The sequence below is a fragment of the Microbacterium suwonense genome (genome assembly GCF_030296555.1).
GTDB lineage: Bacteria > Actinomycetota > Actinomycetes > Actinomycetales > Microbacteriaceae > Microbacterium > Microbacterium suwonense.
The window spans coordinates 615,000-627,528 of sequence record NZ_AP027728.1 but is presented as its reverse complement, the minus strand read 5'-3'; the positions used below and the strand labels follow the sequence as shown (position 1 = coordinate 627,528).

The following is a 12,529-nucleotide window of genomic DNA, read 5'->3' as shown; positions in this document are numbered from 1 at the left end:
TGGGTCATCCACCGGCCCCGCTTCTTTCTATGCTGGGAGCGTGACTGAACAGGTCGTCCTGGTGCACGGCATCCGCACCTCCGCCACGATGTGGCGCGCGCAACTCGCCTACCTCGAGGAGGCGGGTGTCCCCGCCGTGGCTGTGGATCTTCCTGGGCACGGGACCCGCATGGATGAGGACTTCACTCTGCACGAGGCGCTGCACACCATCGATGCCGCCGTCCGCGGGGCGGCAGAGCGCGGACCGGTGCTGCTGGTGGGGCATTCGATGGGCGGCCTGCTGTCGCTGGCTTACGCCGGCGGAGAGGATCCGCCGCCGGTGTCGGCGCTGGTCGCGGCGTCGTGCACGACGCTCCCCCAGGGTGCCGCCCTGCGCACCTATCGACTGCTCGCCGGTGCGCTCGATGCGCTCCCCGACCGCGGGACGTGGCTGGCCGAACGCCTGCTGACCGCGACGATCCCGGAGGACACCAGGGCCGATTTCGGTGCCGGCGGCTACGCGTTCGACGCACAGGATCCCGCGCTGCGCAGTCTGTCGACGCTGGATCTCACGTCCGCGGTCTCGCGCATCCGGGTGCCGCTGTGGTTCGTGAACGGCCAGTTCGATCAGCTGCGCATCCAGGAGAGCCTGTTCCGCCGGCTTGCCCCGCATGCGGAGCTGATCGTCGTGCCGCGCAGCACGCACCTGGTGACGGCGATGCGACCGCGGGCGTTCAATGCGGTGCTGGGACTGGCGCTGGCTGTCGTGCGAGAGCGGTCATGAGGCCGCCGATCACCGACAGCACTGCCGCCATCAGGAACACCAGCCAGAAGCCGCCGACCAGCGCCACGAAGGCGGCGCCCAGCACGGGGCCGATCAGCTGACCGAGGGCCGCGGTGACGTTCACGATGCCCAGATCCCGACCATGATCCTGCTCATCGGGCAGCAGGTCGGTGGCGAAGGCGAGGCCGACCGTCGAGAAGGAGCCGTAGCCCAGCCCCATGAGTGCGGCTGCCACCATCGTCATCTCGAAGGTGGGCACGATCACGATCGCCACTCCCGACGCCGCCTGCACGAAGGTCGCTGCGACCGTCAGCCCTCGCCGCTTGCCGGTGCGGTCGGAGAGGATGCCGGTGACGACCGAGGCGATGACGACGAAGACCGTGTAGACGACGATCAGCAGCAGCAGGTTGTCCTGGGCCTCGGCTGTGGGCTGGCCGAGGCCGTGCAGCAGAAAGAACAGGAACAGCGCGGTGCCCAGCGCATTGCCGACATTCGCGACCAGGCGACCTCCGAGCATCCAGGCGAAGTCGCGGTCGCGCAGCGAGCCGAGCCGGGGACGCGTCACCGATCGCGGGGGCAGATCGGATGCCGTCGCGGGCGGATCGGGCAGCAGCAGCGCGCTCAGGGTGCCGACGACGGCGATGATGGCGGCCAGCAGCAGATAGCCCGAGAAGACGCCGAGTCCGAGCAGCACGACCAGCCCCACACCCAGTACGATGCCGGCCGCCTGGCTGGAACCGACCGCCGACGAGGCCGCACCGCGCTGCGAGGACGGCAGCTGATCGGCGATGAGGGCGGTGAAGGCAGCGGATGCCACGGAGATGCCGACCGAGACCCCCACCCAGCTGGCGCCGACCAGCCACGGGCCTTCGGAGAGCCCGGTGAGCACGAGGAAGATCGCCGCCACCCATACACCGACCAGAGCCCACGGACGACGACGTCCGCGGGTGGAGCGCGACCGGTCCGAGATCGAGCCGACCAGCGGGCCGGCGACGATTCCGACGAGTCCGCCGATGCCCAGAACGAGACCCGAGGAGACCACTCCGCGGATCCAGTCGTCTTCGGGAGTGTCCAGCTGCAGGGGCAGCAGCAGCGCACGGGGGTGAGCTGCACGGTCCAGATGACGAGCCAGGCGAGACTGAACAGCGTCATCCAGCGTGCGCCGACCTTCGCTGTGTCGGTCATCGGCCACTCACCCGATGATCCAGGAGGTCGGCGGGCTCTACGGCCGGTGAATGAGACATGGGACTCCTGACGTCATCGTCGATCGGGTACCGTCGATTCTGCACCCAGTTCCGCCTTTCACGCGACTGGATCCCGCGCATGGCGCGCCATCCCTCGTCGTTTCGCGAGCAGGGGTCCGGTGCTGGTAACATTGACTCTTGGCTTGCGTGTTGGTTCGTCCTTCACGACCGCTGCCGACGCCCTCTCTCGTCTGCAGCATCCGATCATCATCCAGACAGAAAGCGTGTCCACACGTGGCAAACATCAAGTCGCAGATCAAGCGCAACAAGACCAACCTGAAGGCTCAGGAGCGCAACAAGGCCGTCAAGAGCGAGCTGCGGACGCTCGTCCGCAAGACCCGTGAGGCCGTCCTCGCCGGCGACAAGGAGGCCGCTGAGGCCGCCCTCAAGGTCGCGTCGGTCAAGCTCGACAAGGCCGTCAGCAAGGGCGTCGTGCACAAGAACCAGGCGAAGAACCGCAAGTCGGCGATCGCCAAGCAGGTCGCCGCTCTCTGAGCCGACTTTCGTGAGAGGCCCGTCCCGTTCGCGGGGCGGGCCTTCTTCGTCTCCGATCGGCCCCGGCTCGTCTCGGGTTGCCGGTTACCGACCAGTTCCGTCTCGTGCTGAGCGGGCGTCAGGGAGTCGACGTGAAGGGCTCACGGGTCGCGATGACGGCGACCATGCGCTCGAGGGCGAAGATCGGGTCGCGCGCGGCGCCCTTGACCTCGGCATCCGCTCGGGCTGTGGCCTGGATCGCCATGCCCAGTGAGCGCTCGTTCCAGCCGGCGAGGTCGCGTCGGGCGCGATCGACCTGCCAGTCCTTCATGCCCAGTCGCTGCGCGAGCTGGCGGCTCGGCTCGCGATTGCCGGCCACGCGCGCCATGGTGCGCAGCTTCATCGCGAAGGCCGCGACCATCGGTACCGGGTCGGCGCCGGATGCCAGGGCGTGACGCAGTGCGATCAGCGCCTCGCCGTAGCGGCCGGCGATGGCGGTGTCGGCGACGACGAACGCCGACACCTCGACGCGGCCGCCGTAGTACTTGGTGATGATCTCGTCGGTGATGTCGCCCTCGACGTCTCCGATCAGCTGCTGACAGGCGGCGGCGAGCTCGGTGAGATCGTCGGCGAACGCGGATGCCAGGGACCGCAGCGCCGTCGGGGCGATGCGCTTGTGCGCAGCCTTGAACTCCCCGCCGCGAAGTCGACACGGTCGCCATCGCGCTTGACGGCGGCGCAGGGGATCTCGATGCCGCCGCCTGTGCCCGAACGCACGGCGTCCAGGAGCTTCTTGCCGCGGACGCTGGCTCCGGTGTGCCGCAGGATGACGGTGGCGCCCTCCTGCGGGTTCTCGACGTACTTCACGGCCTCCTGCAGGAAGGCGTCGGAGCACTTCTCGACGCCCGAGACGCGCACCAGTCGCGGCTCTCCGAACAGCGAGGGCGAGGTGAGACCGAACAGGGTGCCGGCCTCGTAGTCGTCGGCGCGGATGTCGCTGACCTCGAGCGCCGGGTCCTCGGCACGCAGGTAGTCGCGCACGCCGGCGATCGCACGCTCGGCGAGCACCTCCTCGGGCCCGGAGACCAGCACGATCGGTGCGGGACGCGGCTCGCGCCACGCCACCTGGGGGATCTTCGCCCCCTTCGCCGCAGCTGAGCCGCGCGCACCGGATCCACGGGCTGAGGAGCGAGGGGCGGCCATGCCCCAGCCTACCGGCGGGGGCCGACAGCGATCGTCCCCAGCCGGCTCGAATCAGCGCCCACGGTTCGACCCTCGCCGATCTGGTTCCACCGATCAGCCGCCCTCGGGTGGCGAGCGCATCGACCAGACCCGCAGCTCGTCGTCGCGCAGGCCGAGCAGGATCAGGCCGCGCTGATCGGTGCGCAGCGTCCGCGATCCGACGCTCTCCAGCAGGGTGAGGGTCTCGGCCCGCGGGTGCCCGTAATCGTTGCCCTCCCCCACGCTGATCACTGCGACCGGCGCGTGCAGCGCAGCGTACAGCGCCGATTCCTGATCGCGGCTGCCGTGATGCGCGACCTTGACGACAGCGTACGATCCCCGCACCCGACCCGTGGCCAGCAGCATACGCTGCGATCCGGCGCCCAGGTCTCCGAGCAGGATGGTGCGGGGCACGCCTCCCCGGCGATCTCCACCACCACGCTCGCGTCATTGCCGGAGGGGAACGCGATCGGGTCCGGATTCGGCCAGAGCACCCGCCAGCGGGCGCCGCCGAGCGTGCCGGAAAGGCCCGTGCTCGCCTCCCGCAGCGTCGCTCCGGAGTTGGCGAGATCGTCGAGCAGTCGCCGATCGCCGCGGTCGGCGACCGGGCCGTGGAGCACGGTGCCCACGCGCCCGGTCACGGCGCCCGTGCCGCCGACGTGATCCAGATCGAAGTGCGTGAGCACCAACAGGTCGATGTGCGAGGTGCCGGTCTGCGCCAGGCAGTCCCGCAGTGCGTCGGGATCGGGGCCGGTGTCGACCAGGGCCGTCCTCCCCGCCGATCTGATCAGCACCGCATCCCCCTGGCCGATGTCACACGCCGCGATCGACCACTCCCCCGGGGTCGTCAGCGTCGCAAGGGGCCCGCTCAGCAGCATCCGCGCCCCGGTCGCGCCGAGCGCGACGATGAGGACGAGGGCGGATGCCGCACGCAGCCATCGCGGCCCACCACGCACCAGCATGACCGTCGCCGCGACGCTGAGCACGCCGACGACGAGCGCTGCGACAGGCCCGGCGACAACGGCCACCGTCGCACCGGGCAGGCCCGCACTGACGGTGGCGGTCATCTCGATCCACGCGGCCGGCAGCCAGGCGGCCGCCGCGAGCAGATCGGCGAGCGGCGGGATCGCCGCAGTCAGGCAGGCCAGCAACCCGATCACCGTCGCGATGGGGGCGGCAGGATCGGCGATGAGGTTCGCGGCGACGGCGACGAGAGACTGCTGGTCGGAGAACAGCGCGATGATCGGCCCGCACACCACCTGCGCCGCCAGCGGCACCGACAGCGCCAGCGCGAGGGGTGCCGGCATCCAACGCCCCAGTCCGCGCAGCAGCGGACGCGAGAGCACCAGCAGTGCGGCAGTCGCAGCCGCCGACAGGGCGAAACCCGGCGACGCGGCGAACCACGGATCGGCGATCAGCAGCCCGCACACCGCGAGCGAGAGCATCGCCAGCCCTGCACTCGGGCGCCCCAGCAGGATGCTGAGCATCGCCAGCGCCGCCATCACCGCCGCCCGCACGACGCTGGGCTCGGGGGTGACGAGCACGACGAACGCCGCCAGTGACAGCATCGCCAGCACCACGCGCAGGGTGCGTCCGCCACCCGCGAGCGAGACCAGCCAGAAGACCGCGGCGACGATGATCATGCAGTTCGCCCCGCTCACCGCCGTCAGATGACTCAGCCCCGAGGCGATCATCGCGGCGTTCAGGCTCTCGGAGACGGCCCGGGTGTCCCCCACGGCGAGCCCCGGCAGCAGCCCGGCACCGGGCTCGGGCAGACGTGTGGCGCGCGCGACGAAGTCGGCGCGCGTCGTGGCGGCGATCGCGAAGATCCCGGATGCCGGTGTCACGACCTCCGTCTCGGTACCGAAGATCACGAGCCCGGCCTGCTCCGAGGGCTCGGTCTGCTTCGCCTGCCCGCTCACGCGCAGCAGCGCTCCCATGTCCGCACCATCGACGGGATCGACGCCCACGCGCACGGGAGCCCGCAGCGGCGACATCCGTCCCGGCGGGCCCACCTGCTGCGTCTGCGCGTCGAACCACAGTCGTCCGTCCGACCCCACGGATGCCGAGGACGAGACCTGCACGAGCGCCTCCACCGCGCGTCCGTCCGACTCCGCGAGCACCGCCCGCTGCGGCAACGCCCCCGCCACGGTCGTCCCGAGTGCGCTGGCGCACAGCAGCAGGAGCACGATGAACCCGTTGAACCGCTTGCTCGTCAGCCGTGAGAGCAGGAGCACTCCCACAGCAGCGACCGCACACGAACCCGCCACTGGAACGGCGAGCCAGGGCAGACCGATGCACAGCAGTGCCACAGCCCACAGGATCACCGCCAGCAGGCTGGTGCGCAGATCCTTCATACCCGCGCCCTGTCGCGGATGCCGGCCAGCAGCTTGTCTCCGATTCCGGGCACCGCCAGCAGATCCTCGACGGCGCGGAACCGGCCGTTCTGCTCCCGCCAGTCCAGGATGCGCTGCGCGAGGGCGGGACCGATCCGCGGCAGCGTCTCCAGGTCGGCCTGGGTAGCGGCGTTCAGGTCGATCTTGCCGTCGGCTCCCACCGCTGAGGCCGCCGATCCTTCCGCGGCCTCCGTCTCGCCCTCTGCGGGGACGATGATCTGCTCGCCGTCGCTGAGCGTGCGCGCCAGGTTCACCGCCCTCAGATCCGCGGTGTCGAGTGTGCCGCCGGCCGCCGCCAACGCATCCACGAGCCGCGCGTCGGCGTCCAGGATGTACAGGCCGGGACGGCTGACCTCGCCCAGCACGTGCACGTAGAGACCGGTGTCGGCTTCGACACTCATCCCGGTGCTGTCGCTGCCATCCACGGCGATGACCTCCGTCGGCGCGCTCTGCCCGCGCAGAATCCCCCAGCCGACCGCAGCCGACAGCACCACCAGGCCCAGCGTGACGGCGGCGCCGATCCCCAGCCTCAGCCGCGCGCGCGGTGGGGCATCCTGGTCTGTCGGATCCGAAGCGGGCACTGTGTCACGCTACGCATCCGTCATCCGCCCGAAGGCCCGGATCCCGGTGGGTGTGGAGAACTCCTGCAGACCGCCGGGATGTGCAGGACCTGTGCCTGAGGTCGTACCGGATCAGCCCTTGACGGCGAAGTTCACGATCTTCGGGGCACGCACGATCACGCGCACGATCTCCTTGCCCTCCAGGGCTCGCTGCACGCGGTCATCGGCACGGGCGGCGGCCTCCAGGTCGGCATCCGAGATGTCGGCGGGCACGTCGATCGTCGCGCGCACCTTGCCACCGATCTGCACGGCTGTGGTGACGGTGTCCTCCACGAGCAGCTTCGGGTCGGCATCCGGCCACTGCGCGGCACTCACCGACGGCTCGTGACCCAGACGGGCCCACAGCTCCTCGGCGGTGTGCGGCGCGATCGGCTCCAGCAGCATGGCGACCGTCTCGGCGGCCTCCCGCACCGCTGGGTCGGCGGCGCCCGGACCGGAGTCGATCGTCTTACGGATGCCGTTGACCAGCTCCATCAGACGCGCGACCAGCACGTTGAACTTGGTCTGCTCGACCAGTCCCGGGGCGTCCGCCAGCAGGCGGTGCGTGATCCGCCGCAGCGCGGCATCGCCCGTGGCCGCATCCGCGCCGACCGGGCTGGAGGTCTCATCCCCCGCCCGCAGCGCGCGCGAGAGGAACTTCTGCGCGCCGGCCAGCGACACGCCGTTCCACTCCTTGTCATCCTCGACAGGCCCGGCGAAGGCGAGCCCCAGACGCAGCGCGTCGGCGCCGTACTGGCCCAGCAGCTCGGAGAGCTCGACCAGGTTGCCCTTGCTCTTGGACATCTTCGCGCCGTCCATGATGACCATGCCCTGGTTCACCAGGTTCGAGAACGGCTCCTCGAAGTCCACCAGTCCCAGGTCGAACAGCACCTTCGTGATGAACCGCGCGTACAGCAGGTGCAGGATGGCATGCTCGACACCGCCGAAGTAGCCGTCCACGGGTGCCCAGCGCTTGGCCTCGTCGGGGTCGAAGGCGAACTGGTCGCTGTTCGGAGACAGGAACCGCAGGAAGTACCAGGAGCTGTCCACGAAGGTGTCCATGGTGTCGGGGTCACGCAGCGCCGGCTTACCGGATGCCGGGTCGACCGTGCGCACCCACGACTCCGCCGCGCCCAGGGGCGAGGTGCCCTTGGGCCGCAGGTCCAGCCCGTCCACGCTCGGCAGGGTGACCGGCAGCCGGTCCTCGGGAACGGGCACGACCGAGCCGTCCTCCAGGTGCAGCATCGGGATCGGGGTGCCCCAGAACCGCTGGCGGGAGATCAGCCAGTCGCGCAGGCGGTAGTTCTTCGCGGCGCGACCGGTTCCGGCATCCGTCATCCGCTGGATGGTCGCCGCGATCGCGGCATCCTTGTCGAGCCCGTCGAGCTCCCCGATCCGGTCATCCGCCCGCTGCCGACCAGCGCCGTCCGGGTGAGGACGGGGTCGAGCTCGGCCAGGTCACCGCCGGCATTCGCGCCGCCTTCGACCGTGGTGTCGACGACGATCTTGACCGGCAGGTCGAACGCGAGGGCGAAGTCCAGGTCGCGCTGGTCGTGCGCGGGCACGGCCATCACGGCGCCGTGGCCGTAATCGGCCAGCACGTAGTCGGCCGCCCAGATCGGCAACCGCTCGCCGTTGACCGGGTTGATCGCGTAGCGCTCCAGGAACACGCCGGTCTTGGGCCGGTCGGTGGACTGCCGTTCGATCTCGGTCTGCTTCTGCACGGTGTCGAGGTAGTCCTGGAAGCGCATGCGCACCTCCGGAGAGGAGCCGGATGCCAGCTCCGCAGCCAGATCGGAGTCAGGCGCGACGACGAAGAACGTGGCACCGTGCAGCGTGTCGGGGCGGGTGGAGAACACCGTGACCGGCTCCTCGCGCCCTTCGATGCGGAAGTCGACGTCGGCCCCCGTGGAGCGACCGATCCAGTTGCGCTGCATCTGCAGCACCTTGTGCGGCCAGTGCCCCTCCAGCCGGTCGAGGTCGTCCAGCAGCCGGTCGGCGTAGTCGGTGATCTTGAAGTACCACTGCGTGAGCTTCTTCTTCACGACCTCGGCACCGCAGCGCTCGCAGCGCCCGTCGACGACCTGCTCGTTGGCGAGCACGGTCTGGTCGTTCGGGCACCAGTTCACCGCGCTCTTCTTACGGTATGCCAGGCCGCGCTCGTGCAGCCGCAGGAACAGCCACTGGTTCCAGCGGTAGTACTCCGGGTCGGAGGTGTGCAGCACGCGCGACCAGTCGTACGACATGCCGTAGCCGCGGAAGCCGGCCTTGTGCTGGTCGATGTTCTTGTACGTCCACTCGCGCGGGTCGGCTCCGCGTTTGATGGCCGCGTTCTCGGCCGGCAGCCCGAACGAGTCCCAGCCGATCGGATTGAGCACGTTGTGCCCGCGGTGCCGCCAGTACCGCGCGACGATGTCGGGGTACAGGTAGTTGATCGCGTGCCCCATGTGCAGGTCGCCGGAGGGGTACGGGAACATGCCCAGGATGTACTTGCGCGGCCTGTCGTCGTCCGCCCCGCCCGCGCGGAAGGTGTCGTTCTCCGCCCAGTAGTTCTGCCACCTGCGCTGGATGTCATGCGCGGACATCGCCTCAGCGGCTTCGGTGTGGGTTTCGGACGCGTGCTCGGACAAGGAACGACCAATCTGCAGGTGCGGGGTGGCCCGGAAGGAAGGGATGTTCCAGGTTATCGCGACTGGTCGACAGCCGCCCACTCGGCGGGGACTGTGGCGCCCAGCGCCGCCAGGGGCGCGCGGGCCTTGACCGCGACCTCTGCGGCCTCGGCATTCGCGCGTGAGAGCCAGGTGATGCCGCCTCCCGCTCCGACATAGGCCTCTTCTGCGTCGATGACGATGGAGCGGATGACCATGGCGAGATCGATCCGTCCGTCGAGGCCGATATGGCCGAAGCAGCCGGAGTACACGCCGCGCGGTGCTTGCTCCAGCCGGTTCAGGATCGTCATCGCCGACAGCTTCGGCGCACCCGTCATGCTCCCCGCAGGGAAGGTCGCGTCGATCAGGTCACCGACGCGCGTGCCGTCCCTCAGCTGCACGGTGACGGTGCTGACCAGCTGATGCACCGCCGGGTAGGTCTCGACCTCCCAGAGCCGCGGCACCCGCACCGTGCCCGGAACGCCGGCGTGCGAGAGGTCGTTGCGCATCAGGTCGACGATCATGACGTTCTCGGCGCGCTCCTTGGCATCCGTGCGCAGCTCCTCGGCGAGTCGCGCGTCGTCCTCGGCCGTCGCACCGCGCGGGCGGGTGCCCTTGATCGGGCTGGTGGACGCCGTGCCGCCTTCAGCCCGCAGGAACTGCTCCGGGCTCGCGCTGAGCAGATAGCGCCGCCCCACCCGGATCAAGCCGCCGTGGTGAGCGGGAGTCGCCCGTCGCAGATGCCGGTAGACGGCGATCGGATCGGCGGGGCTCGGCACGGCGAACCGGGTGGTGAGGCACAGCTGATAGGCGTCGCCGCGTTCGATCGCCGCGCGGCACTCCTCGACCAGGTCGATGTACGCGGCAACGCTGTGCCGGGCGGATGCCGGATGCCGTGCGGCCGGTGCCGGAGGCGGATCGGAGACCGGGCCCGACCTTATTGCGTCCCGCACCTTCGCATGCCACTCACGCAGCTCACGGGCATCCGCGAGGACGACCACGCGCCCGGTGCCGTGGTCGACGGCGACCGCGTGGGTGACCGCGATCCATGCGGCACGCCCGCCGCCGCCCGGCGGTACCGTCGGGGCGCCGAGCACAGCCGCCCCCTGCTCGTAGTCCAGCCAGCCCACCCAGCCGCCGCGGAACGGCACATCCGTCTCGTCGTCCGCAGCTGCGCTGTGACCGGTCAGGCGCACTGCGCGCACCGTGTCGGGGTCGGTCTCTGTGCGCCCTGTGCCGATGATGCTCCATCCTGCGGCAGCATCCGCCCCGGCATCCAGCCAGAAGCAGGCCTCGGCATCCGAGAGCAGACGCAGGAAGAGACTCTCGACGTCGACGACGCCCGGCGCGGGGTCGTCGAGCGCGAGAGCATCGAGCGGGCGGGGTACGGGCACGCCTCTCAGCGTACGGTCTGCGCAAAGCCGTACGCTCGTGGGGTGGACGACTTCGTGCTCTGGGCGATCGAGATGGTGCAGTCCGTGGATCCGGTGCTGCGCACGATACTGGCCGGGGTCGCGATCATGCTCGAGACCAGCATCCTGATCGGCCTGCTCGTACCGGGCGACACCATCGTGCTGGTGGCCGCGATCGGCGTGACCTCCTGGCTCGAGGGCATCGCCCTCGGCATCGCGGTCATCGCCGGTGCGATCCTGGGCGAATCGCTCGGCTTCTGGCTGGGCCGGTGGGCCGGCCCGCACATCCGCGCATCGTGGCTCGGTCGCCGCATCGGTGCCGAGCAGTGGCGGCGGTCCGAACGCTACCTGCAGCGTCGTGGCGGTATCGCCATCTTCCTGTCGCGATTCCTGCCCGTGCTGCATTCGCTCGTCCCCCTCACCGTCGGGATGAGCAGATACCCCTACCGCCGCTTCATCGCCTGGACACTGCCGGCATGCGCGCTATGGGCATCGATCTACGTCGGTCTCGCCGCCGGCGCCGCGGGCAGCTACATGGAGCTCTCGCAGCGCGTGCACTATGCGGGGTACGTCTTCGTCGGAGCCATCGCCGTTCTGCTGATCGGCATCCTCGTCACGAAGAAGATCATCGCCCGCCGCGAGGAGCGCCACATGAAGGATGAGCCGCGCCGGGAAGCGTGAAAGACTGGACTCGATGTCCTCTGCCTCGGCGAGCAAGATCCACTGGTTCGCTCGCCTCGAACACCGCTTTCACGTCTGGCGCGAGCGCCGTGCCCGCCGACGTGGTCGTTCGGCGACCATCGTGCCCTTTCCCGGCTACGGCGGCACCGGCTGGGTGCGCGTGGTCGGCAGGGTGCTCATCGTCCCTCCGCCACCGGAGAAGGAGCGCGGGGAGGGCGCCGGAGTGCGCGGCTGGCGCGCATTCGTCGGAATCCCCGTCAGCTTCGCCGCGGTGCGGGTCGAACTGGCCGGACGCACCCACGAGGTGGTCGCCGACCGCGGCGGGGTGATCGACACGGTCATCGAAGCCCACCTCGAACCGGGCTGGCAGACCTTCACCATGGCGGTCGAGGGCCGCGAACCCGTCGAGGCGACCGTCTTCGTGGTCGCCGAGAACACGCGCTTCGGCGTCGTCTGCGATGTGGACGACACGGTGATGGTCACCGCCCTCCCGCGGCCGTTCATCGCCGCCTGGAACTCCTTCGTCGTCAACGAGCACGCGCGCACCCCCGTACCCGGGATGGCGGTGCTGCTCGAACAGCTGCGGCGCGACCACCCCGGCGCCCCGGTGATCTACCTGTCGACCGGCGCCTGGAACGTCGCCCCCACACTGCGACGCTTTCTGAGCAGGCACCTGTTCCCAGCGGGCGCGATGCTGCTCACCGACTGGGGCCCCACTCACGACCGCTGGTTCCGCAGCGGTCGTGAGCACAAGTCCGCCAACCTGCTGCGGCTCGCCGAGGAGTTCCCGGAGGTGCGCTGGCTGCTGGTCGGCGATGACGGCCAGCACGACGAGGCCATCTACTCCGCGTTCCTCGAGCAGCATCCGGAATCGGTCGCCGGGGTCGCCATCCGTCGTCTGCTGCCCGCTGAGGCGGTGCTCGCCGGCGGGCGCGCGAGCGTCAAGCACGGACCGGAACCCGTGCCATGGGTCAGCGCCGAAGACGGCGCGGGACTGCGCGATCAGCTGCGCGAGGCCGGGATCATCGACACGTCATCATGAGCACGGCGCTGATCACGACCCTCCCCGGGAGGAATGGACAGCGCGTGCG

9 protein-coding genes and 2 pseudogenes are annotated in these 12,529 nt (G+C 70.1%); 4 read left to right on the top strand and 7 right to left on the bottom strand.

Going from position 1 to position 12,529, the window contains the following annotated elements:
• The first annotated feature begins 40 nt into the window (after positions 1-40).
• The gene (locus QUE33_RS03160) at positions 41-763 is read left to right on the top strand and encodes an alpha/beta fold hydrolase (protein WP_286301879.1); all 723 of its coding nucleotides are present in this window, start codon (positions 41-43) and stop codon (positions 761-763) included.
• On the opposite strand, the gene QUE33_RS03155 is transcribed toward QUE33_RS03160, so the two are convergent.
• Positions 714-1,955, bottom strand: coding sequence for an MFS transporter (locus QUE33_RS03155; protein WP_286301878.1), 1,242 nt, complete (start codon positions 1,953-1,955; stop codon positions 714-716). The genes QUE33_RS03160 and QUE33_RS03155 overlap by 50 nt on opposite strands.
• A gap of 286 nt (positions 1,956-2,241) precedes the next feature.
• On the opposite strand from QUE33_RS03155, the gene rpsT reads away from it, so the two are divergent.
• Positions 2,242-2,502, top strand: a complete 261-nt coding sequence (rpsT, locus tag QUE33_RS03150) for a 30S ribosomal protein S20 (RefSeq protein ID WP_286301877.1) — start codon at positions 2,242-2,244, stop codon at positions 2,500-2,502.
• A gap of 118 nt (positions 2,503-2,620) precedes the next feature.
• Here rpsT and holA read toward each other — a convergent pair.
• From holA to QUE33_RS03120, 6 genes and pseudogenes are all read right to left on the bottom strand, one after another.
• Positions 2,621-3,684, bottom strand: a pseudogene (gene holA / locus QUE33_RS03145) (DNA polymerase III subunit delta).
• A 93-nt stretch (positions 3,685-3,777) separates the two neighbouring features.
• On the bottom strand, positions 3,778-3,954 hold the full coding sequence (locus QUE33_RS03140; protein ID WP_286301876.1) for a hypothetical protein: 177 nt from the start codon (positions 3,952-3,954) through the stop codon (positions 3,778-3,780).
• Entirely contained in the window at positions 3,951-6,059 is a 2,109-nt protein-coding gene (locus tag QUE33_RS03135) for a ComEC/Rec2 family competence protein (protein ID WP_286301875.1), read from the bottom strand. The genes QUE33_RS03140 and QUE33_RS03135 overlap by 4 nt, the downstream gene beginning before the upstream one ends.
• Positions 6,056-6,679, bottom strand: a complete 624-nt coding sequence (locus QUE33_RS03130; RefSeq protein WP_286301874.1) for a helix-hairpin-helix domain-containing protein — start codon at positions 6,677-6,679, stop codon at positions 6,056-6,058. The genes QUE33_RS03135 and QUE33_RS03130 overlap by 4 nt, the downstream gene beginning before the upstream one ends.
• 111 nt (positions 6,680-6,790) lie before the next feature.
• A pseudogene (gene leuS, locus QUE33_RS03125) lies at positions 6,791-9,282 on the bottom strand (leucine--tRNA ligase).
• Between the two features lie 98 nt (positions 9,283-9,380).
• On the bottom strand, positions 9,381-10,739 hold the full coding sequence (locus tag QUE33_RS03120) for an anthranilate synthase component I family protein (RefSeq protein WP_286301873.1): 1,359 nt from the start codon (positions 10,737-10,739) through the stop codon (positions 9,381-9,383).
• Positions 10,740-10,781: 42 nt separating this feature from the next.
• Between QUE33_RS03120 and QUE33_RS03115 the strand changes: the two genes are divergently transcribed.
• A complete protein-coding gene (locus tag QUE33_RS03115) occupies positions 10,782-11,438 on the top strand; it encodes a DedA family protein (RefSeq protein WP_286301872.1) in 657 nt (218 codons plus the stop codon).
• A gap of 13 nt (positions 11,439-11,451) precedes the next feature.
• The gene (locus QUE33_RS03110) at positions 11,452-12,480 is read left to right on the top strand and encodes an App1 family protein phosphatidate phosphatase (RefSeq protein ID WP_286301871.1); all 1,029 of its coding nucleotides are present in this window, start codon (positions 11,452-11,454) and stop codon (positions 12,478-12,480) included.
• Positions 12,481-12,529 lie beyond the last annotated feature (49 nt).

Excerpts from the sequence above, each read along its gene's own strand:
- QUE33_RS03110 (WP_286301871.1), top strand. The coding sequence starts at position 11,452 with ATGTCCTCTGCCTCGGCGAGCAAGATCCACTGGTTCGCTCGCCTCGAA.
- QUE33_RS03135 (WP_286301875.1), bottom strand. The coding sequence starts at position 6,059 with ATGAAGGATCTGCGCACCAGCCTGCTGGCGGTGATCCTGTGGGCTGTG.